Source organism: Streptomyces fulvoviolaceus, from assembly GCF_000718165.1.
Lineage (GTDB): Bacteria > Actinomycetota > Actinomycetes > Streptomycetales > Streptomycetaceae > Streptomyces > Streptomyces fulvoviolaceus.
Window position 1 is genome coordinate 15,168 of sequence record NZ_JOEY01000042.1, and the last position, 20,132, is coordinate 35,299.

The 20,132-nt window shown below is 71.0% G+C and carries 19 protein-coding genes; 11 read left to right on the forward strand and 8 right to left on the reverse strand.

The window, feature by feature from the left end:
• Positions 1 to 105: 105 nt before the first annotated feature.
• The 3 genes from IG08_RS0137035 (at position 106) to IG08_RS0137045 (ending at position 2,457) form a co-directional block, all read left to right on the forward strand.
• Entirely contained in the window at positions 106 to 1,455 is a 1,350-nt protein-coding gene (locus IG08_RS0137035) for a peptidase C39 family protein (RefSeq protein WP_030613305.1), read from the forward strand.
• A gap of 129 nt (positions 1,456 to 1,584) precedes the next feature.
• Positions 1,585 to 1,731, forward strand: a complete 147-nt coding sequence (locus tag IG08_RS59395; protein WP_106981100.1) for an SCO1431 family membrane protein — start codon at positions 1,585 to 1,587, stop codon at positions 1,729 to 1,731.
• Between the two features lie 63 nt (positions 1,732 to 1,794).
• Positions 1,795 to 2,457: a TetR/AcrR family transcriptional regulator gene (locus IG08_RS0137045; RefSeq protein ID WP_030613308.1), complete on the forward strand. Its 663-nt coding sequence runs from the start codon at positions 1,795 to 1,797 to the stop codon at positions 2,455 to 2,457.
• A gap of 70 nt (positions 2,458 to 2,527) precedes the next feature.
• Here IG08_RS0137045 and IG08_RS0137050 read toward each other — a convergent pair whose 3' ends face one another.
• Positions 2,528 to 3,781, reverse strand: coding sequence for a glycoside hydrolase family 18 protein (locus IG08_RS0137050; protein WP_030613311.1), 1,254 nt, complete (start codon positions 3,779 to 3,781; stop codon positions 2,528 to 2,530).
• 332 nt (positions 3,782 to 4,113) lie between these two features.
• Here IG08_RS0137050 and IG08_RS0137055 point away from each other — a divergent pair, with 332 nt between their 5' ends.
• From IG08_RS0137055 to IG08_RS0137065, 3 genes are all read left to right on the forward strand, one after another.
• Positions 4,114 to 5,286 carry an acyl-CoA dehydrogenase family protein gene (locus IG08_RS0137055; RefSeq protein WP_030613314.1) on the forward strand — a complete coding sequence of 391 codons (1,173 nt, stop codon included), beginning with the start codon at positions 4,114 to 4,116 and terminating at the stop codon, positions 5,284 to 5,286.
• A gap of 388 nt (positions 5,287 to 5,674) precedes the next feature.
• A complete protein-coding gene (locus IG08_RS0137060; RefSeq protein WP_030613317.1) occupies positions 5,675 to 6,793 on the forward strand; it encodes an Rv3169 family protein in 1,119 nt (372 codons plus the stop codon).
• Between the two features lie 13 nt (positions 6,794 to 6,806).
• Complete coding sequence (locus IG08_RS0137065) at positions 6,807 to 7,901, forward strand: phosphotransferase family protein (protein WP_030613320.1); 1,095 nt, start codon at positions 6,807 to 6,809, stop codon at positions 7,899 to 7,901.
• Positions 7,902 to 7,911: 10 nt separating this feature from the next.
• On the opposite strand, the gene IG08_RS0137070 is transcribed toward IG08_RS0137065, so the two are convergent.
• Positions 7,912 to 8,346 carry a hypothetical protein gene (locus IG08_RS0137070; RefSeq protein WP_030613323.1) on the reverse strand — a complete coding sequence of 145 codons (435 nt, stop codon included), beginning with the start codon at positions 8,344 to 8,346 and terminating at the stop codon, positions 7,912 to 7,914.
• A 270-nt stretch (positions 8,347 to 8,616) separates the two neighbouring features.
• Here IG08_RS0137070 and IG08_RS0137075 point away from each other — a divergent pair, with 270 nt between their 5' ends.
• The 4 genes from IG08_RS0137075 to fxsA all read left to right on the forward strand — a co-directional run bounded on the left by IG08_RS0137075 (position 8,617) and on the right by fxsA (position 12,825).
• The gene (locus IG08_RS0137075; protein ID WP_015661871.1) at positions 8,617 to 9,057 is read left to right on the forward strand and encodes an Lrp/AsnC family transcriptional regulator; all 441 of its coding nucleotides are present in this window, start codon (positions 8,617 to 8,619) and stop codon (positions 9,055 to 9,057) included.
• Positions 9,058 to 9,218: 161 nt separating this feature from the next.
• Complete coding sequence (locus IG08_RS0137080) at positions 9,219 to 10,817, forward strand: amidohydrolase (RefSeq protein ID WP_030613327.1); 1,599 nt, start codon at positions 9,219 to 9,221, stop codon at positions 10,815 to 10,817.
• Between the two features lie 547 nt (positions 10,818 to 11,364).
• Complete coding sequence (locus IG08_RS0137085; protein WP_030613330.1) at positions 11,365 to 12,165, forward strand: polyprenol monophosphomannose synthase; 801 nt, start codon at positions 11,365 to 11,367, stop codon at positions 12,163 to 12,165.
• 99 nt (positions 12,166 to 12,264) lie between these two features.
• Positions 12,265 to 12,825, forward strand: coding sequence for an FxsA family membrane protein (gene fxsA / locus IG08_RS0137090; protein ID WP_030613333.1), 561 nt, complete (start codon positions 12,265 to 12,267; stop codon positions 12,823 to 12,825).
• 110 nt (positions 12,826 to 12,935) lie between these two features.
• Here fxsA and IG08_RS0137095 read toward each other — a convergent pair whose 3' ends face one another.
• From IG08_RS0137095 to yczE, 4 genes are all read right to left on the reverse strand, one after another.
• A complete protein-coding gene (locus IG08_RS0137095) occupies positions 12,936 to 13,310 on the reverse strand; it encodes an RNA polymerase-binding protein RbpA (protein WP_003977404.1) in 375 nt (124 codons plus the stop codon).
• Positions 13,311 to 13,578: 268 nt separating this feature from the next.
• Positions 13,579 to 14,934: an MFS transporter gene (locus IG08_RS0137100; RefSeq protein ID WP_030613336.1), complete on the reverse strand. Its 1,356-nt coding sequence runs from the start codon at positions 14,932 to 14,934 to the stop codon at positions 13,579 to 13,581.
• A gap of 56 nt (positions 14,935 to 14,990) precedes the next feature.
• Positions 14,991 to 15,758 carry a glycerophosphodiester phosphodiesterase family protein gene (locus IG08_RS0137105; RefSeq protein WP_030613339.1) on the reverse strand — a complete coding sequence of 256 codons (768 nt, stop codon included), beginning with the start codon at positions 15,756 to 15,758 and terminating at the stop codon, positions 14,991 to 14,993.
• Positions 15,755 to 16,444: a membrane protein YczE gene (yczE, locus tag IG08_RS0137110; RefSeq protein WP_199820973.1), complete on the reverse strand. Its 690-nt coding sequence runs from the start codon at positions 16,442 to 16,444 to the stop codon at positions 15,755 to 15,757. The genes IG08_RS0137105 and yczE overlap by 4 nt, the downstream gene beginning before the upstream one ends.
• A gap of 64 nt (positions 16,445 to 16,508) precedes the next feature.
• Here yczE and IG08_RS0137115 point away from each other — a divergent pair, with 64 nt between their 5' ends.
• On the forward strand, positions 16,509 to 18,008 hold the full coding sequence (locus tag IG08_RS0137115; protein ID WP_030613343.1) for an SCO1417 family PLP biosynthesis transcription factor: 1,500 nt from the start codon (positions 16,509 to 16,511) through the stop codon (positions 18,006 to 18,008).
• 135 nt (positions 18,009 to 18,143) lie between these two features.
• Here IG08_RS0137115 and IG08_RS0137120 read toward each other — a convergent pair whose 3' ends face one another.
• A complete protein-coding gene (locus IG08_RS0137120) occupies positions 18,144 to 19,712 on the reverse strand; it encodes a P-loop NTPase family protein (protein ID WP_030613346.1) in 1,569 nt (522 codons plus the stop codon).
• A gap of 40 nt (positions 19,713 to 19,752) precedes the next feature.
• On the reverse strand, positions 19,753 to 19,947 hold the full coding sequence (locus IG08_RS0137125) for a hypothetical protein (RefSeq protein WP_030613349.1): 195 nt from the start codon (positions 19,945 to 19,947) through the stop codon (positions 19,753 to 19,755).
• Positions 19,948 to 20,132 lie beyond the last annotated feature (185 nt).

Sequence of the window (20,132 nt, forward strand, 5' to 3'; positions counted from 1 at the left end):
GGCATGGGCCGAAGTGCTGGCAGGAGCATGCCGCCTGCCGCATAGTTGGCGCACAACCACGCATTGGACCTGCCCCGACTCGGAAACCTGGGGGTCTTTCCGCCCATGAGCAGAGCCGAACAGCCGTCCCGCAGAACCGTTCTGGCCGTCGCGGTCGCCGCTGCCGTGGGCGGCAGCGCGGGCCCCGCGGCCGCCGACAGCGAGGGCCCGGCAGTGGCTCCGGCCCTCCCGGTCGACTACCGCGCCTGGACCACGTACACCGACTGGCGCAGCGGTGCCGCGAAGGGCACCCGTGCCGTCCCGGGCGCCCGTCCCGGCGTCGTGATCGGCGCCCCCGCGGGCACCGCCGACTACACCGACCCGCACACCGGCACGACCGCCACCTGGGAGTACGCGACCTGGACCTCCCCGGTCCACAAGCTCGCCGTCCCCTCCACCGAGGCGATCGCCTCCTGGAACGCGCACACCCCGGACGGCACCTGGCTCCAGGTCGAGCTCAAGGGGACGTACTCCGACGGCACGGACACCCCCTGGTACGTGATGGGCCGCTGGGCGGCCGGCGACCAGGACATCAAGCGGACCTCGGTCGACGACCAGACCGACGACAAGAGCACCGTCTGGACGGACACCTTCGCGATCGACGACCCGTCGACCGGGCTGCGCCTGGCGTCGTACCGGCTGCGACTGACCCTGTACCGCAAGCCCGGCACGAAGACCACGCCGATCGTCTGGCGGCTGGGCGCGATGGGCTCCGACATCCCCGACCGCTTCACCGTCCCGGCCACCACGCCAGGTCTCGCGCAGGAGCTGATCGTCCCGCGCTACTCGCAGGAGATCCACGCGGGCCAGTACCCGGAGTACGACAACGGCGGCGAGGCCTGGTGCAGCCCCACCTCCTCGCAGATGATCATCGAGTACTGGGGCGGCAGCCTCACCGAGGAGCAGCTGGCCTGGGTCGACCCGTCCTACGCCGACCCGCAGGTCTGCCACGCGGCCCGGTTCACCTACGACTACCAGTACGCGGGCTGCGGCAACTGGCCGTTCAACGCGGCCTACGCGGCCACCTTCAAGGGCCTGCAGGGCATCGTCACCCGGCTCGGCTCGCTCACCGACCTGGAGACGCTGATCGCGGCCGGCATCCCGGCCATAACGTCCCAGTCGTTCCTCAAGGAGGAGCTGACGGGGGCCGGTTACGGCACCTCCGGCCACCTGATGACCGTCATCGGCTTCACCGCCGACGGCGACGTGATCGCCAACGACCCGGCCTCGCCGAGCGACGCGGCGGTGCGGCGCGTGTACAAGCGGTCCGAGTGGGAGAACATCTGGCTCCGGACCAAGCGGTACAACGCGAGTGGCAAGGTCGTCTCCGGCACCGGCGGCGTCTGCTACCTGTACTTCCCGGCCCATCCGACCGGGCGCCAGCGCAAGGCGCTCGCCGCGGTGGGCGTGCGCTGAACCCGTCCAGGGCCCTGGGGGACCAGGGCCCTGTGACCAACGTCTCGGCCACAAGAGCCCATGTCGGTGGCAAGGTGGACAGATCGGTGGGGGGAGTCCACCCGTTTCATCCGAGATCAGCGAGACGCCATGACCGCACACTCAGCCACCGCCACCCGCACGCGCACCCGCACCGGCGGCCCCAAGGACGACGGCCCGAAGATCTTCGAGCACGTCATGGGCTGGACCCTCGTCGTGGTGATCGCGATGCTCGTGGCCCAGCTCGGCCTGCTGTGACCTGACCCATACCGACCTGCCATACTGCGGATGTCCCGCCGCCCGTTGAGACCAGGGTCGAAATTGAATATCAGCCAACAGCGCGACGCCGCCCGTCCCCGGGCGCGCGGCACCGAACGCTCGGTCGCACGCCGTGCCGAACTCATCGCCATCGGGCGGAAGTTGTTCGCGGACACCTCGTACGACGCGCTCTCCATGGATGACATCGCCAAGCAGGCGCATGTCGCCAAGGGGCTGATCTACTACTACTTCCAGTCCAAGCGCGGCTACTACCTGGCGATCATCCAGGACTCCGTCGCCGACCTGGTCACCTACGCGGCGAGCGGCCTCCAACTGCCCCAGCTGGACCGGGTCCAGCGCACCATCGACAGTTATCTGCGCTACGCCGAGCACAACCAGGCCGCGTACCGCACCGTCGTCAGCGGAGGCGTCGGTTTCGACGCCGAGGTGCATGCCGTCCGGGACGGGGTGCGCGAGGCGATCGTCGCGACCATCGCGGACGGGGCGTACGGCCGTACCGACATCTCCCCGCTGGCCCGCATGGGCCTGTTCGCCTGGGTGTGCAGCGTCGAGGGCGCCACCCTCGACTGGATCGACCGCCCGCCCCAGCTGTCCCGCGACACCATGCGCGAACTGCTGGTGAAGACGCTCGGCGCCACGATGCGCGCGATCGAGGAGCTGGACCCCGACTACCCGGCCCCGGCTCCGGCCCGCCGGGACACCTGACGCAGGCCGACGGGTACGCCCTTGGGGCGGAGGCTCGTGGTCCCCCGCCCCAAGTCCCGCTCGGGACCGGCTAGTTGATCGCCTTGATCAGCTCACCGCCCGAGGTGTCCCCACTGAGTTCCCAGAAGAACGTGCCGCCCAGCCCCTGTTGGTTCTTGTACGCCATCTTCGTCCCGATGGTCGCGGGGGTGTCGTAACTCCACCAGTCGCTCCCGCACTTGGCGTACGCCGTGCCGCCCACCGTGCCGGTCGCCGGGCACTTGGACTTGAGCACCTTGTAGTCCTCGAAGCCCGCCTCGTACGTCCCTGCCGCCGGGCCGGTCGCCGTGCCGCCGGGTGCCGACTGCGTCACGCCGGTCCAGCCGCGGCCGTAGAAGCCGATGCCGAGCAGCAGCTTCGAGGCCGGGATGCCGAGGCCCTTGAGCTTCGCGATGGTCGCCGAGGTGTAGTAACCCGCCTGTGGGATACCGGAGTACGAGTTCAGCGGCGAGTGCGGAGCCGTCGGACCGGTCGCGGCCCAGGCGCCGAAGTAGTCGTACGTCATCGGGTTGTACCAGTCGACGTACTGGGCCGCGCCCGCATAGTCGGCGGCGTCGATCTTGCCGCCGGCAGTGGCGTCCGCCGTGATCGCCGCCGTGACCAGGTTGCTCGAGCCGAACTTCGCCCGCAGCGCCGCCATCAGGTTCTTGAACGCCTCCCGGCCGCTGGTGTCACAGGTGTTGCCGCAGGCGTTCGGGTACTCCCAGTCGATGTCGATGCCGTCGAAGACGTCGGCCCACTGGGAGTTCTCGACCAGGTCGTAGCAGGACTGCGCGAACGCGGCCGGGTTCTGCGCGGCCTCGCCGAAGCCGCTCGACCAGGTCCAACCGCCGAACGACCAGAGGACCTTGAGGCCCGGGTGCTTCTTCTTCAGCTCGCGCAGCTGGTTGAAGTTGCCGCGTAGCGGCTGGTCCACGGTGTCGGCGACCCCGTCCACGGACTCGGCGGCGGTGTACGTCCGGTCGGTCGCCGCGTAGGCGTCGCCCATCGCGCACTTGCCGCCGGTCACGTTGCCGAAGGCGTAGTTGATGTGGGTGAGCCTGGACGCCGAGCCCGACGTCTCGATGTTCTTGACGTAGTACTTGCGGTCGTAGGTGCCCCATTCGGTGAAGTAACCGACGACCTTGGAACCGGCGGCCTTCGGCTTCACGATCGAGGCCTTGGAGGGTGAGGGCTCGGCGGTCGCGCTGCTCGCGCCGGCCAGCAGGCCGGCGCCGAGGAGGGCGCAACACGCGGCGGAGATCAGTGCCCGGAAGCGGGCACGCGGACGGTGGTCATTGTGCATCGGTGTCTCCTCGTGGGGGGTGAGGGGAACGCGTGCCGATTGGCATGAACGCGGTCAAGCGTTGGACGGGAGACTAGGAGGACTAGACCACTTCGGTCAATGGTTCGGACCAATTTCACGTGAGTGAGGATGACAGGGCGGGTATTCTTGAAGTGAGCGGTCGTTAACTGGTGACTCGGTGTCCCCGATCGGGCATACTCACAGCGCACAGCCGCTGGTCAGCAGCTTCCGTGACCCGGAAGGGCAGCGACCGGCACCCGTGAGACCCGGCGGAGGCCACCCCCACCCAGGGCGCCCGTCCGCCAGTGCCCAACAGGGAGGAGAGCGTCGCCATGCCCGACCGCGCCCCGCAGCCGGTGGACCGTCAACTGCCCACGGACGAGGCCCGGGAGCTGATCTCGCTCGTCCGTGACATCGCACGGCACGAGATCGCACCGAAGGCGGCCGAGGAGGAGGACGCCGGACGCTTCCCGCGCGAGGTCTTCACGCTGCTCTCGGAATCCGGACTGCTCGGCCTGCCGTACGACTCCGAGTACGGCGGCGGCGACCAGCCCTACGAGGTCTACCTCCAGGTCCTCGAAGAACTCGCCGCGGCCCGCCTCACCGTCGGCCTCGGCGTCAGCGTGCACACGCTCGCCTCCTACGCGCTCGCCACCTACGGCACGAAGGAACAGCAGGTCGAACACCTGCCCGCGATGCTCGGTGGCGGCCTGCTCGGCGCCTACTGCCTCTCCGAGCCGTCGTCCGGATCCGATGCCGCTTCCCTTCGTACGAAAGCCGTCCGGGACAGCGACCAGTGGGTGATCACCGGCACCAAGGCCTGGATCACGCACGGCGGAGTCGCCGACTTCTACACCGTCATGGCGCGCACCGGCGAAGAGGGCCCGCGCGGGATCACGGCGTTCCTGGTCCCCGCCGACGCGGACGGCCTGAGCGCCGCGCCGCCGGAGAAGAAGATGGGCATGAAGGGCTCACCCACCGCGCAGGTCCACTTCGACGGGGTCCGGGTCGGCGACGGCCGGCGCCTCGGCGACGAGGGGGCGGGCTTCGCGATCGCCCTGTCCGCGCTCGACTCCGGGCGGCTCGGTATTGCGGCCTGCGCGATCGGTGTGGCCCAGGCGGCACTCGACGAGGCGGTCGGGTATGCCACCGGGCGGCAGCAGTTCGGGCGGCCGATCGCCGACTTCCAGGGCCTGCGCTTCATGCTCGCCGACATGGCGACCCAGATCGAGGCAGGGCGGGCGCTGTACCTGACAGCGGCCCGACTGCGCGACGCCGGACGGCCGTTCGCCAAGCAGGCGGCCATGGCCAAGCTGCACTGCACCGACACCGCGATGAAGGTGACCACCGACGCCGTCCAGATCCTCGGCGGGTACGGCTACACCGCGGACTTCCCGGCCGAGCGGTACATGCGCGAGGCCAAGGTCCTGCAGATCGTCGAGGGCACGAACCAGATTCAGCGGATGGTCATCGCCCGTCACCTAGCGGGTCCCGAGACCCGCTGAACTGGCCCCGCGCGACCTGGGGTGCCGCCAGTCGGACCCACTCCGGGTCGTGGTGCCCCGGGAGGGTGCGGCCGCGGTCGGCCCAGGTACGCATCAGGTCGCGGTAGATGGGTGGGTCCTGGGTCGGGGGCGGGGCGAGCGGAACCGATTCTGCGGGTGGAGTGACGTAGGGAGGGGGAACGAACACTCGGCGCTGACGCCCGGTCGTTGAATATGTGGGGGTCATACCAGGGCAACGCGGAGGTCGGTGGACAGGTCACCGGTGTCCGGATTCGGGCGTGAGTTCGCGGACGTCCGGCAGTACGGCTCGTGGACGTCCGGCCGCGCATCTGGCCTCCGGAAGCTGTCTGACGTACCGTCAGCCCAGCCGCCGTGAGGGAGGTTGGCCGTGACCGACGACCGCCCGATACCGCTCGACGAGTACCCCGTGCACCAGGTGCCCCTGTCGATGAAGCACGTGGCGACCGGGGACCGCAACGCCTACGACCGCTGCATCTTCCACGTGTTCGACCACGCGGGACGGGCGCTGCTGATCCTGGGGCTCGGGGTCTACCCGAACCTGGGGGTGATCGACGCGTACGCGACCCTGCGCGTCGGGGACACCCTGCACGCGGTGCGCGCCTCGGACGCGCTGCGGGACGAGACCCGGATGGCGCCGGCCGTCGGCCCCCTGCGCATCCTCGTCGAACGGCCGCTCAGGGACTTCGTCCTGAGCTGCGAGGCGGCCACGGACGACCCGGACGGGCTGTCGTACGAGATCCACTGGTCGGCGGACTTCCCGGCCCTCTGGGAGCCGCACCACGTCCAGCGGCGGGGCGGCCGGCTGACGTTGGAGGGCAAGCGTTTCGTGCAGGCGGGCCACTGCGACGGCTGGATCCGCGTCGGCGGACAGGAGACGCGTGTGGACGCCGGCTCCTGGACCGGGACCCGCGACCGCAGTTGGGGCGTGCGGCCCGTCCCCGGTGAGGAGGGCGGCCGGTTCGCCGAGGAGCACCCGACGCAGGGCTTCCACTGGCTCTGGTGCCCGGTCCGCTTCGAGGACCGCTTCCTGATGGTGATCGTCCAGGAGGACGCCGACGGGTACCGCTCGCTGAACGACGCGACCCTCGTCCGCCCCGGCCACCCCGACCGCCAACTCGGCTGGCCCCAGCCCGAGATCACCTACCGCTCCGGCACCCGCCACCCGGAACGCGCGCTCATCCACCTCGCCGACGTCCGCAAGCCGCTGGAGCTGGACGTGGAGGTCCTCACCTCCTCCCCGCTCGCGATCGGCGCCGGCTACCCGCCCGCCGACGACTGGCAGCACGGCACCTGGCGCGGCCGCGGCTGGACCGATCGCCGTACCTACGACCTCGCACGGCCGCATCCCCTGGCCGCGTACGGCGTCACCGACCACGCCGCCCGCTTCCGGCTGGACGGCCGGGTCGGACACGGCATCTTCGAGCACGGCTCGTTCGGCAGGCACGACCCGAGCGGGTTCACCGGCTTCGACTCGGTTGCGCCATAAGGGGGTTGGCCACATGGCCACGGCACCCCGGCCCCGCACCAGCACCCGCGACCCGGAGGAACTCGCCCACCGCCTCACCGGCTGGCTCGGCACCCGCCTGCCCGGCGCGAAGGCCGTGGGCGTGACCGTCCCCGCGTCGAACGGAATGTCCAGCGAGACCCTGCTCTTCGACATCGAGCACCCCGAACCACCCCTGCGTGCCTGCGCGTTGAGGCTCGCGGCGGACCCGGCGGCGTACACCGTCTTCCCGGTGTACGACATGGTCCGCCAGTACCGCACGATGCGCGTCGTGGGGGAGTGCTCGGACCTCCCGGTGCCGAGGGTGCGGTGGCTGGAGGAGGACCCCGGACCACTCGGAGCGCCGTTCTTCGTCATGGAGCGCGTCGAGGGGCGCGTGCCGCCGGACGTCATGCCCTATACGTACGAGGGCAATTGGCTGCACGCGGCGAGCGACGCGGAGCGCGAGCGCCTGGAGGCGGCCACGATCGGGCTGTTGGCCCGCCTGCACGACCAAGTACCCGTGAAGGAGGCCGAGTTCCTCACGCTTCCGGGTGAAGGCGATGCGCTGCGCCGCCACGTCACCGCCCAACGCGCCTACTACGCCTGGGTGGTTGACGGGCTCGCCCCGTCACCGCTCATCGAGGAGGCCTTCGACCGGCTGGAGGCACTCTGGCCCACGGATCCGGGCATGCCCGTACTCAACTGGGGCGACGCGCGCATCGGGAACGTCGTCTACGACGGCTTCGACCCCGTGGCCGTACTCGACTGGGAGATGGCGGCCCCGGCCCCGCGCGAGGTCGACCTCGGCTGGACCGTCTACCTGCACCGCTTCTTCCAGGACCTGACGGTCGCCTTCGGCCAGCGCGGGCTCCCGGACTTCCTGCGCCGCGACCGGATCGAGACGCGGTACGCCGAACTCACCGGCCACACCCCGCGCGACATGGACTTCTACACGCTGTACGCCGCGCTGCGGCACGCGATCGTCATGCTGCGCGTCGCCTACCGCCAGGCGCACTTCGGCGAAGTGGCCGTCCCGGCGGATCCGGACACACTGATCCTGCACCACGGCAGCCTGCGAGCCATGGTGCAGGGCAACTACTGGGATTGAGCGAGGCGGCTCAGGCGGCCGCGCGGCGCATCACCGGCACGCGCATGGGGCGCGAACCCGGGCCGCCGACGTGCGAGAAGGGCTGCGTCCGCCAGTCGAGCCCCTGAGGGAGCGTCAACAGGAGGGCGGTGTCCTGCTCCTGGGGCTCCGCGGACTCGTCCGCGGACCGGGCGTCGGACGCCTTGCGGCCCGTACCGGCGCAGACCGTGAGCCCGAACGGGTTCCACGGCGAGGCGCACAGCGCGTGCTCCGGCAGGACCTCCTCGTCCGCCAGCAGGGCGATGGGCTGCGCGCAGTCCGGGCAGATCACCCGGTACATCTCGAAGGTGTCGTACGCGTCGAGTTCGTCGTCGAAGGCGTCGGGTTCGACGCCCTCCGGCTCGGGCTCGACGACGGCCTGGAGTCGCTTGGGTGCGGTACGACCAGGGCGCTTAAGACTCTGCATATTGGGTTCTCCCCCTCGGGCTGGGCCGTGACGGCACTGCGGCCTCGACCACAGCAAGCACTTCCCGCCCCGTCTCGGCGGTAATCACGAGAACATCACGGAGGCCCTCACGGGGGTGTGGTCTTCGTCACATGCCACTCGCAGGTGCCCGGCGCGGTCGTTTTGTCCCTCAGACGGCTCACAGGTAGCTCTCGGCCACATCACGAACCGGGCATGACCTGGACCGCTCAGGTATCCGTGGAGATCAGCCGCACTGTAGGTTCTTGCGCCATGGAGGAGCTGGACCGACAAATCGTGCAGCTGCTCGTCAAGGACGGGCGGATGAGCTACACAGACCTGGGCAAGGCCACGGGCCTGTCCACGTCGGCCGTGCACCAGCGGGTGCGGCGGCTGGAGCAGCGTGGCGTCATCCGCGGTTACGCCGCGGTCGTCGACTCCGAGGCGGTGGGGCTGCCCATGACCGCGTTCATCTCGGTGAAGCCGTTCGATCCCAGTGCCCCGGACGACATTGCGGATCGCCTCGCGGGTGTGCCCGAGATCGAGGCCTGCCACAGCGTCGCGGGCGACGAGAACTACATCCTGAAGGTGCGGGTGGCCACGCCGCATGAGCTGGAGGAACTGCTCGCGCGGCTGAGGTCGCTGGCGGGGGTCTCGACGCGGACAACGGTGGTGCTGTCGACGCCGTACGAGGCGCGGCCGCCGCGGATCTGATCGCCGCCGTTCAGATGTCGGTCGGTTCTCGGGCGCGGGCCCGGTGGGGGCTGGTCGCGCCCACGCGGCGGAGCCGCATATTGGTACAGCCCCGCGCTCCTTAGGGCGTTGCCGGTGCCCCCTGTTCGGAGTGGCCCCGGACAGGCGCGAGACTGGTCCCCATGAGTGAGCGTAGCCCCGAGCCCCAGACCGTCCTTCTCCGTCGCGGCGAGGTCCACAGCCCCGCCGACCCCTTCGCCACCGCGATGGTCGTGGAGCGCGGACAAGTCGCCTGGGTCGGCTCGGAAGGTGCCGCGGACGCCTTCGCGGACGGCGTCGACGAAGTGCTCGACCTCGACGGCGCGCTGGTCACCCCCGCGTTCACCGACGCCCACGTGCACACCACGTCCACCGGCCTCGCCCTCACCGGCCTCGACCTGTCCGACGCGCCCTCCCTGGACGCGGCCCTGGCCCTCGTACGGGACTTCACGGCCGCCCGCCCGAACGACCGTGTGCTGCTCGGCCACGGCTGGGACGCCTCCCGCTGGGCGGGAGGCCGCCCCCCGACGCGCGCCGAGCTCGACGAGGCCACCGGCGGCCGCCCGCTGTACCTGAGCCGTATCGACGTGCACTCGGCGGTCGTCACGACGGCCCTGCTCGACATGGCGTCCCTGGGGCCCGTGGACGGCCCGCTCACCGCCGACGTCCATCACGCGGTACGTGCCACCGCCCTGGGCTCCGTCGCGCCCGCCCAGCGCGTCGAGGCCCAGCGCGCCGCTCTCGCCCATGCCGCCTCCCTCGGCATCGGCACCGTCCACGAGTGCGCGGGCCCCGAGATCTCCTCCGAGGACGACTTCACCGGGCTGCTGCGGCTGTCCGGTGAGGAACCGGGTCCGCGCGTCGTCGGGTACTGGGCCGAACAGGATGTCGAGAAGGCACGGGAGCTCGGCGCCGTCGGCGCGGCCGGCGACCTCTTCGTCGACGGCGCCCTCGGCTCGCACACCGCTTGCCTGCACCAGCCCTACACCGACGCGGGCCACACCGGCACCGCCTACCTGGACGCCGCGGCCGTCGCCGCCCACGTCGTCGCCTGCACCGAGGCGGGCCTCCAGGCGGGCTTCCACGCCATCGGAGACGCCGCGGTGACCACCGTGGTCGACGGCGTCCGCGCAGCCGCCGAGAAGCTCGGCCTCGCCCGCGTCCGCGCCGCCCGCCACCGTGTCGAGCACGCCGAGATGCTCACGCCCGAGACGATCGCGGCCTTCGCCGAGCTGGGCCTGACCGCGTCCGTCCAGCCCGCCTTCGACGCGCTGTGGGGCGGCGAGGAGGGCATGTACGCCCAGCGCCTGGGCGTGGACCGGGCGCGCTCCCTGAACCCCTTCGCGGCCCTGCTCCGCGCCGGCGTCCCGCTCGCCTTCGGCTCGGACAGCCCGGTCACGCCCCTCGACCCCTGGGGCACGGTCCGTGCCGCGGCCTTCCACCACACTCCCGAGCACCGCGTCTCCGCGCGCGCCGCGTTCACGGCGCATACGCGCGGCGGCTGGCGGGCCGTCGGCCGGGACGACGCGGGTGTCCTGGTGCCCGGCGCCCCCGCGGACTACGCCGTGTGGCGCACCGACGAGCTCGTCGTCCAGGCCCCCGACGACCGGGTCGCCCGCTGGTCGACCGACCCCCGCTCCGGCACTCCGGGTCTGCCCGACCTGACGCCGGGCCACGACCTCCCCGTCTGCCTGCGCACCGTGGTGGGCGGCCGGACGGTCTTCGTACGGCCGGGCGAGTGATCTCCGGGGGTGGCGCGGCCCCGATCGGCCGCCCCGTACCGTCGCGCGACCTGCGTATCCTCCGCACTGACCAGCGCATTGACGGAAGACCCGCAGGTCAAACGGCTGTTGACAGGCAATAGCAGGGGGCCGGTAGGTTCGGCCGAGTCCACCACCGGACGCCCGACCGGGAACCTCCGCCTCTTCGTCGCAGCGCCGCTGGGTCAGGGACGGTGTGCCGCACCGGCGCACCGCCACTGGGAGCCAGGCTCAGCGCCCGCGCCACGGCGACGGAACGTTCCGGCCGGTCGGGAAGGTGTGACCCGGGTGGGGCCCGGGCGCTCAGTAGACAACGGCTTTCGGTCGATCCGCAGCCAGCGGGTCCCAGGTCGGCCCGAAGGGCGCCGGGCCCCCATCCGCAGCACACAGCTCCTGAGACACAGGTACCGAAAAGCGCAGTCTTACCCCACTCTTGTGGAAACGACACCACCATACGAACGGCTTGTCGCGTCATAGCAGGCGGCGGCCACTATGGTGGACCCCTGCGTACGGACTTGAAGGGGCAGCAGTGAACGACGGCGACGGGACCCTCGCGGCACAAAATCCGGGGAGGAAATTCGGCCCGCTCGGCACGGCGTTGGTGATCATCCCGACCTACAACGAGGCGGAGAACATCAAGGCCATCGTCGGCCGCGTTCGCAAGGCCGTCCCCGAGGCGCACGTGCTCGTGGCCGACGACAACAGCCCTGACGGCACCGGCAAGCTCGCCGACGAACTGGCCGTCGACGACGACCAGGTCCAGGTCCTGCACCGCAAGGGCAAGGAGGGCCTCGGCGCCGCCTACCTCGCGGGCTTCCGCTGGGGCATGGAGCACGGCTACGGCGTCCTGATCGAGATGGACGCCGACGGGTCCCACCAGCCCGAGGAACTGCCCCGCCTGCTGACCGCGCTCAAGGGCGCCGACCTGGTCCTCGGCTCCCGCTGGGTACCCGGCGGCCGGGTCGTGAACTGGCCCAAGTCCCGCGAGTTCATCTCCCGCGGCGGCAGCCTCTACTCCCGTATCGCCCTCGACCTCCCCCTCCGCGACATCACGGGCGGCTACCGCGCCTTCCGCACCGAGACCCTCCAAGGCCTCGGCCTCGACGAGGTCGCCTCCCAGGGCTACTGCTTCCAGGTCGACCTGGCCCGCCGCGCGGTCAAGGCCGGCTACCACGTCGTAGAGGTCCCCATCACCTTCGTCGAGCGCGAGCACGGCGACTCCAAGATGAGCCGCGACATCCTTGTGGAGGCCCTGTGGCGGGTCACCACGTGGGGCGTGGGGGAGCGGGTCGGCAAGATCGTGGGCCGGGGCAGGCCTTCACAGCAGTAGTGACGGGGAGAGCCCTCACAGTCGTAGCACCACGACTTCACAGTCGCGGTTGATCATTCCCTTATCCCGTGCTGAGCCGGTCCCAGGCACACTGGAAGCATGACGACTGGCGCTCCGACTCCCACGTATCCCGCCCGGCCCCGGCGTTCCCGGTTGCGCACCTTCCTGCCGCTGGGCATCGCCGCCTGGCTGGTGCTGGAGATCTGGCTGCTGACCGTGGTCGCGGGCGCGACCGGCGGTTTCACGGTGTTCCTGCTGCTGCTCGCCGGCTTCGTGCTCGGCTCGGTGGTCATCAAGCGGGCCGGCAGGCGCGCCTTCCAGAACCTCAACGAGGCGGTGCAGCGGGGCGGGGCCCCGTCGACCGCGAACGGCAGCGGCAATGGGCTGATGATGCTGGGCGGCCTGCTCCTCATGATCCCCGGCCTGGTCTCCGACGCGGTGGGCCTGCTCCTGCTGCTCCCGCCGGTCCAGAAGGCCATCGGCCGCTTCGCGGAACGTACGGTCGAGCGCAAGCTGCGCGAGGCCGCCCCGGGCACCCTGGGCGATGCCTTCCAGCAGGCCCGTATGCACCGTCCCGACGGCAAGGTGGTCCCGGGCGAGGTCGTCCGGGACGAGCCCGGAGACGGCCCGCAGGAGCCGAGGCCGCCGCTGACGCGCTGAGCCTGGCGGTCGCCCCAAGCACAAAACCGCGGGCGCCGTACGTGAGTGACTCACGTACGGCGCCCGCGGTACTTGCGTGCGGTGTTTGTTCCGCTCCGGCCTGGCCGGGACTAGGCCGACTTCCGGCTGTCCCGGGGATGAACAGCGATGTTCATCGCACCGGAGCGCAGTACGGCCAGACGCTCCTCGAGGACCTCTTCGAGTTCCTCTCGGGTGCGTCGTTCCATCAGCATGTCCCAATGCGTACGCGCGGGCTTGGCCTTCTTCTCTTCAGGGCCGTCGCCGTCCACGAGGAGTGCCTGGGCCCCGCAGACCTTGCACTCCCACTCCGGCGGGATCTCCGCCTCGACCGAGAAGGGCATCTCAAAGCGATGTCCCTTCTCGCATGCGTACTCCACGGCCTGGCGCGGGGCCAGGTCGATGCCGCGGTCCGTCTCGTAGCTGGTCACCACGAGGCGCGTGCCGCGAAGAGCTCGCTCACTCATGAATCGTGCCTCCCGGGCTTGTCGCCCACAGGACAGGTGTCGCTGTCGTCGTCATCCGGTCAACGTCCGGTCGGCGGTAAAGATTCCCGTTCCGGGTCCCGTTCCGGGTCATGCGTCGCCCGTCGTAGCCGCCCCTTGTTGTACCCACCGGCGCCCGGTTTGTCACATCTGCTAGCAGATGTCACCCAGCGTTTCGGCATCTTTGACGCGCAGTAACGGTACGCCTGGCAGGCCAAACGCGTACACTACAGCGCTTTCGTGCTGAACGCTAAATCCTCTGCGGAACCGGATTGCCCGCGTCGCTGATCGCCTGCCGCACCGGAACCCGTGCGAGCAGCACGAATCCGATGACGAAGAAGGCCACCAGCGAGATGATCGCGTCGCGATAACTTCCGGTTAGCTGGTAGGTGATCCCGAACAGCAGCGGTCCCAGCCAGCTCATGCCCCGGTCGCTCATCTCGTATGCCGAGAAGTATTCGGCCTCCTTGCCGGGCGGCACGAGATGCGAGAACAGGGAGCGGGATAGGGCCTGGCTGCCGCCGAGGACGAGCCCGATGCCGGAGGCCAGCACGAAGAACCACACGGGCGCGCCGGCGGGCAGGAAGTACCCGGCCCCCAGCGTCACCGTCCACGCGACCAGCGAGCCGAGGATCGTGCGCTTGGCGCCGTACGTGCGGGCCAGCCGGCCCAGCGCCAGTGCCCCCACCACCGCCAGCACCTGGACGAGCAGCACCGCCGCGATGAGTGTCGACTGGCCGAGTCCCAGCTCCTCGGAGCCGTAGAGCGAGGCCTGGGAGATCACGGTCTGGATGCCGTCGTTGTAGATGAGGTACGCCAGCAGGAAGGCGAGCGTCAGGGGGTGGCGGCGCATGTCGCGGACGGTCGCGGCCAGCTGTCGGAAGCCGGGAGCCGTCGGCTTCCCCGTGGCCTTCGCCTCGGCGCGGCGGTCGCGCAGCCGTCGTAGCGGAATCAGGGCGAAGGCGCCCCACCACAGCCCGGCGGAGGCCAGGCAGATGCGGACCGCCGCGCTCTCCGAGAGTCCGAAGGAGTCGTGGCCGCTGTAGAGGACGAGATTCGCGACCAGCACCAGCGCGCCCGCCGCGTATCCGAAGGCCCAGCCCCGCGAGGAGACCGCGTCACGCTCCTCGGGCGAGGAGATCTGCGGGAGGTAGGAGTTGTAGAGCATCATCGCCACGGACTGGGCGGCGTTCGCGACGATCAGCAGGAAGCCGCCCAGCAGATAGCGGTCGCCGTCGAGGAAGAACATGCCCGTCGTCGCCGCGGCCCCGGTGTAGGCGGCCGCCGCCAGGAGTGGCTTCTTGCGGCCGGTGCGGTCGGCGGCGGCGCCCACCAGGGGCATCACCAGCACGGCCACGATCACCGACAGGGACACCGAGTACGCGAAGAACGATCCGGCGCGCACCGGGATGCCCAGGGGATGCACGAAGCCGTCCGCGTCCGCCGCCGACTCGGCGACCGACGTCAGATAGGGGCCCAGGAACACGGTGAGCACGCTCGTCGAGTAGACGGAGCAGGCCCAGTCGTAGAAGTACCAGCCGCGCTGTTCGCGCCGGCGCTCGGCGGCCTCGTCCGCCGAACCCGTCCGCACGGTGTCGGTGCCCACCCGTGCCCTCGCTTCCCCCGTGAAGGTGCCGTGCGCGGGTTGGCGGGTCGGCCGGGTCAGACCCAGACGCCGCGGTCCTCCATGACCTTGCGCAGTGTGTCGATGTGATCGGTCATGATGCCATCGACTCCCAGGTCCAGGAGCCGGTGCATGCGATCGGGTTCGTTGATGGTCCACACGTGTACCTGCAGCCCGCGCGCGTGGGCGGTGCGCAGGAAGCGGCGGTCCACCACCTGGATGCCCGACTGGGCCTCGGGCACCTGGGCGGCGACGGCGGAGCGGCGGAGCGCGGCCGGGACGCCCCACGAGCGCAGCCGCAGGTTGAGCACGCCCCGGGTGCCGTACGACGTCGCCAGGCGCGGCCCGGCCAGCCGCTGGGCGCGCACGACCCGCGCCTCGGAGAAGGAGCCGATGCAGATCCGGTCCCAGGTGCCCGTGCGCTCGATCAGCTCCAGGAGCGGGTGGAGCGCCGGCTCCGCCTTGAGGTCGACGTTCCAGCGTGCCTCGGGGAAGGTCTCCAGGAGTTCCTCGAAGAGCGGCACCGGCTCCTTGCCCGCCACGCGCGCGTGCCGTACGTCCGCCCAGGGCAGGTCCGCGATCCGGCCCGCGCCGTCGGTCACCCGGTCCAGGGTCGCGTCGTGGAAGGCGACCAGCTTGCCGTCCGCCGTGGCGTGGACGTCGGTCTCGAGGTACCGGTAGCCGGCCTCGATCGCCCGCCGGAACTGCAGCGCGGTGTTCTCCAGGCCGGCGGCCGCTCCGCCCCGGTGGGCGAAGGGGATCGGGCCGGGATGGTCGAGGTAGGGGTGGCGTATCCGCGAGGTCACGGTCGCAGTATCGCCCGCTGCGGTTGCCCCTTGGCAACGACCGTGCTGCCGTCGGATGCCGACGGAACGGCGAAAACCCGCAGGAACAGTTGCGCGAGTGGGCCGATGGACACGGCGTACAGAACGGTGCCGATGCCGATCGTGCCGCCCAGGACGAAGCCGGTCGCGACGACGGCCACCTCGACGGCCGTGCGCATCAGGCGGATCGAGCGGCCCGTGCGCTGGTGGAGCCCGGTCATCAGCCCGTCCCGGGGGCCCGGTCCGAAACGGGCGGCTATGTAGAGGCCGGTGGCGACTCCGTTGAGCACGATGCCGGCCACGAGAAGAGGAATCTGTACGGCCAGGGTGTGTGCCTCCGGGAGCGCGGCGAGGGTGCCGTCCATGGCGATGCCGACCACGAAGACGTTGGAGACCGTGCCGAGGCCCGGCCGCTGACGCAGGGGGATCCACAGGAGCAGCACCGCTGCGCCGACGAAGATCGACACGACGCCGATCGTCAGGCCGGTGAGCTCGGCGAGGCCCTGGTGCAGCACGTTCCAGGGCTCGAGGCCCAGGCCCGCCTGGACGAGAAGCGCCGAACTCGCCCCGTACAGCGCGAGACCGATGTACAGCTGGATCAACCGTCGCCCGAGACGGTTCTTCGTGGACAAGAAGTGCCCCCCTGTGGTGGTAGTGGCCTGATGCATGACACCCTGTGGCTTGGGTGGAAGCATCATCCATGGCCAATTCGGGGAAGGTGGACTGATTTACATGGCGCAGTGGACCTCGGCGATGGGGGCCGCGCAGCTCGCCCGGCTGCTCAACTCCCAGCAGGACCGCCCGGCGGGCCCCGGCACGCGCCGTCCGCCCGCCTATCGCGCGCTCGCCGACGGCATCCGGTTGCTGGTGCTGGAGGGCCGGGTGCCGGTCGCCGCCAGGCTGCCCGCCGAGCGGGAGCTCGCCCTGTCCCTGTCCGTCAGTCGTACGACGGTCGCGGCGGCCTACGAGGCCCTGCGCACCGAGGGATTCCTGGAGTCGCGGCGCGGCGCCGGCAGTTGGACCGCCGTGCCGGCCGGCAACCCGCTGCCCGCGCGCGGGCTGGAGCCGCTGCCGCCCGAGGCCCTCGGCTCGATCATCGACCTGGGGTGCGCGGCGCTGCCCGCCCCCGAGCCCTGGCTGACCCGTGCCGTGCAGGGCGCCCTGGAGGAACTGCCGCCGTACGCCCATACGCACGGCGACTATCCGGCCGGGCTGCCCGCGCTGCGGTCGATGATCGCCGAGCGGTACAGCGCCCACGGGATCCCGACCATGCCCGAGCAGATCATGGTGACGACGGGTGCGATGGGCGCGATCGACGCGATCTGTCACCTGTTCGCCGGTCGTGGCGAGCGCATCGCCGTCGAGTCGCCCTCCTACGCCAACATCCTCCAGCTGATGCGGGCGGCGGGCGCCCGGCTCGTGCCCGTGGCGATGGCCGAGGGGCTGACCGGCTGGGACATGGACCGCTGGCGGCAGGTGCTGCGGGACGCCGCGCCGAGGATCGCCTACGTCGTCGCCGACTTCCACAACCCGACCGGCGCGCTCGCCGGCGAGGACCAGCGGCGGCAGCTGGTGGAGGCGGCCCGCTCGGCGGGGACCGTGCTCGTGGCCGACGAGACGATGAGCGAGCTGTGGCTGGACCCGGAGGTCGAGATGCCGCGGCCTGTGTGTTCCTTCGATCCGGCGGGGTCGACCGTGGTCACCGTCGGGTCGGCCAGCAAGGCCTTCTGGGCGGGGATGCGCATCGGGTGGGTCCGGGCGGCACCGGACGTGATCCGCAGCCTGGTTTCCGCGCGGGCGTACGCCGATCTGGGCACGCCCGTGGTGGAGCAACTGGCCGTGAACTGGCTGTTCAGCACCGGGGGGTGGGCGCAGGCCGTGGAACTGCGGCGCGATCAGGCCCGGGAGAACCGGGACGCCCTGGTGGCGGCGGTGCGCAGGGAGTTGCCGACGTGGGAGTTCGAAGTGCCCAAGGGCGGGCTGACCCTGTGGGTGCGGGCCGGGGGGCTCTCGGGGTCGCGGCTTGCCGAGGCGGGGGAGCGGGTGGGCCTGCGGGTGCCGTCCGGGCCCCGCTTCGGGGTCGACGGGGCCTTCGAGGGGTATGTGCGGTTGCCGTTCACCGTGGGGGGCGCCGTGGCGGACGAGGCCGCGGCACGGTTGGCCGCGGCGGCGCGGATCGTGGAGAGCGGGGGGTCCGGGGGTGGAGAGGCGCCTCGGACGTTCGTGGCATGAACGGTGGTGGGGTTGGGCGGGGGCGGGTGTCGCTCGACTGCAACCAGGGGGGCGCCATACGGCTGAGGGCAGCTGTGCCTGCCTAAGGGGCGCGGGGAACTGCGCGACCAGCCCCCACCGGCCCGCATCCGGACGTCATGGCGCTTCGGCAGCCACCGTTTCCGCTTCCAGGGGGACCGTCTCCGCGTCCGCCGGGGTGGTCCGCGCCGGTAGCAGCGCCAGTACGGCCTGTCGGTCCGCGTCGCTCGTCGCCTCGTCGTAGGGGTCCGGCGTCGCCGGCACCTGAAGGCGATGGACCGGCCCCGTGCCCAGACGGGCGTACCCACGGCCGGGCGGAACCTGCGCGACCGGAGTCGTGTGCGGGGGCGTGCCCAGAACGGCTTCCAACTGGTCCGGCGTCGCCGGGCCGAGGACGACACGCGCGCGCGTGTGCTGTCGTACGGGCTCGCTCAGAGCCTCCGCGCTGTCGAACTGGTCGGCCACGACCACCGTGACGTTCGCCGCGCGGCCGTGCCGCAGGGGCACCTGAAGCAGGGACTGCGGGTCCTTGCGGTCGTCGGCGGCGGCGAGGTGGGCGAAGGCGCTCGGGCGGTCGAGCAGGATCCACAGCGGGCGCTTGGTGTCCTCCGGCGACGGGAGGCCCGCCTGACGGGCGCGGTTCGTGGAGATCAGGCGCCGCTCCGTCTCGGTGGCCGCCCATTCCAGGCTCGCCAGCGCGCCGGTCAGTCCGCACTCGACGGCCAGGACGCCGTCCCGGCCGGTCAGGCAGGCGTACTCGCCGGTGCCGCCGCCCTCGACGATCACCACGTCGCCGTACTGGAGTGCCTGCAGTGCGATCGAGCGCAGCAGGGTCGAGGTGCCGCTGCCCGGCTGGCCCAGGACCAGGAGGTGGGGCTCGGTGGAACGGATGCCGGTGCGCCAGACGACCGGCGGGACGTCGCGCTGCTCCTCCCCGTGGGTGAGGGGGAGCGTGCGCTGGACCTGGGTGGGGTCGGTGAAGCCGAGGACCGTCTCGCCGGGTGCGGTGACGAAGCGCTGGGCGGCGATGTCGGTGGGCAGCGGGGCGAGGACGACGACCGTGAGCTGGTTGCCCTCCTCGTCCCAGGTGAAGTGGTACTCGCGGCCGCGGCCCGACTTGGCGTGCAGCAGCTGCTCGATCCGGGCGCGGCAGTCGGCCTCGCCGTCGGTGAAGTACGCCGGATAGCGGATCACCAGGTGCGTGATGCGGCCGGTGCCGTCGAAGTCGTACGCGGGGAAGGCGTCCCCCCACTCGCCCCCGTGGGCGTACAGCGGGGCCGGGTCCTCGGCGGTCGAGAAGTACGGGACCAGCGCTTCGTACAGCGACTGGAGGCGCTGTGTCTGCGACTCGTCGGGTCCCTCGGGCGCCGACGGTGTGCGGTCCCGGCCCTGCCATGCTGCCGCCGCCATCAGGCTGATGACGGCGAGCAGCGGGCCGTACGGAACGAGCGCCACGACCAGGACCACCGAGGCCACCAGGAAAAGCAGCGGCCCGCGCTTGTCCTTGGGCGTGTCAGCCCACTTGCGCCGCCCGGCCGATGCCAGCCGGCGCAGACCTCGGGTGATCGTGATCAGCGGGTGGAGGACGTCGGTGGCGCTGTCGGCCGCCGTCCGGGCCAGCTCCCGGCTCCTGGCGATCTGTGCGCTGCCGTTGCTCAGAATGCGGGGGAGGGGGCGCCGGGCCACTGCTGTCTCCTGAAGGTGCGTACGGACGGGAGGAACGGCGTCAGAACGTGATGCCGCCGAGGAGGCTCGCCAGGCTCTCGCCGCCGGCCTTGATGCTCGGGGCGATGGCCGTGCTCGCGAGGTAGAAGCCGAACAGGGCCGAGACCAGGGCGTGGGACGCCTTGAGTCCGTCCTTGCGGAAGAAGAGGAAGACGATGATGCCGAGCAGCACCACACCTGAGATGGACAGGATCATTTGAGTTCTCCTGGTTCGTGGGGACAGTCACCATGAGTACTTCCAGGATCACAGGATGTATCCATACGATAAAAGGTGCAACTGGGTGAATTCCCGTGGATTTCACCCTGGTGGAGGAGTGTTGAGCGCCTCCTGAGCAGGCCGTTGCCCCGGGTGGAGTCGTGGTGATCTTTGCCTGGCGGGTG

Coding starts and splice junctions, on each gene's coding strand:
- IG08_RS0137125 (WP_030613349.1), bottom strand. CDS start 19,947: ATGATCCTGTCCATCTCAGGTGTGGTGCTGCTCGGCATCATCGTCTTC.
- IG08_RS0137115 (WP_030613343.1), top strand. CDS start 16,509: ATGGCGCAGTGGACCTCGGCGATGGGGGCCGCGCAGCTCGCCCGGCTG.
- IG08_RS0137055 (WP_030613314.1), top strand. CDS start 4,114: ATGCCCGACCGCGCCCCGCAGCCGGTGGACCGTCAACTGCCCACGGAC.
- IG08_RS0137080 (WP_030613327.1), top strand. CDS start 9,219: ATGAGTGAGCGTAGCCCCGAGCCCCAGACCGTCCTTCTCCGTCGCGGC.
- IG08_RS0137070 (WP_030613323.1), bottom strand. CDS start 8,346: ATGCAGAGTCTTAAGCGCCCTGGTCGTACCGCACCCAAGCGACTCCAG.
- IG08_RS0137065 (WP_030613320.1), top strand. CDS start 6,807: ATGGCCACGGCACCCCGGCCCCGCACCAGCACCCGCGACCCGGAGGAA.
- IG08_RS0137095 (WP_003977404.1), bottom strand. CDS start 13,310: ATGAGTGAGCGAGCTCTTCGCGGCACGCGCCTCGTGGTGACCAGCTAC.
- yczE (WP_199820973.1), bottom strand. CDS start 16,444: ATGCATCAGGCCACTACCACCACAGGGGGGCACTTCTTGTCCACGAAG.
- IG08_RS59395 (WP_106981100.1), top strand. CDS start 1,585: ATGACCGCACACTCAGCCACCGCCACCCGCACGCGCACCCGCACCGGC.
- IG08_RS0137035 (WP_030613305.1), top strand. CDS start 106: ATGAGCAGAGCCGAACAGCCGTCCCGCAGAACCGTTCTGGCCGTCGCG.
- fxsA (WP_030613333.1), top strand. CDS start 12,265: ATGACGACTGGCGCTCCGACTCCCACGTATCCCGCCCGGCCCCGGCGT.
- IG08_RS0137075 (WP_015661871.1), top strand. CDS start 8,617: ATGGAGGAGCTGGACCGACAAATCGTGCAGCTGCTCGTCAAGGACGGG.
- IG08_RS0137050 (WP_030613311.1), bottom strand. CDS start 3,781: ATGCACAATGACCACCGTCCGCGTGCCCGCTTCCGGGCACTGATCTCC.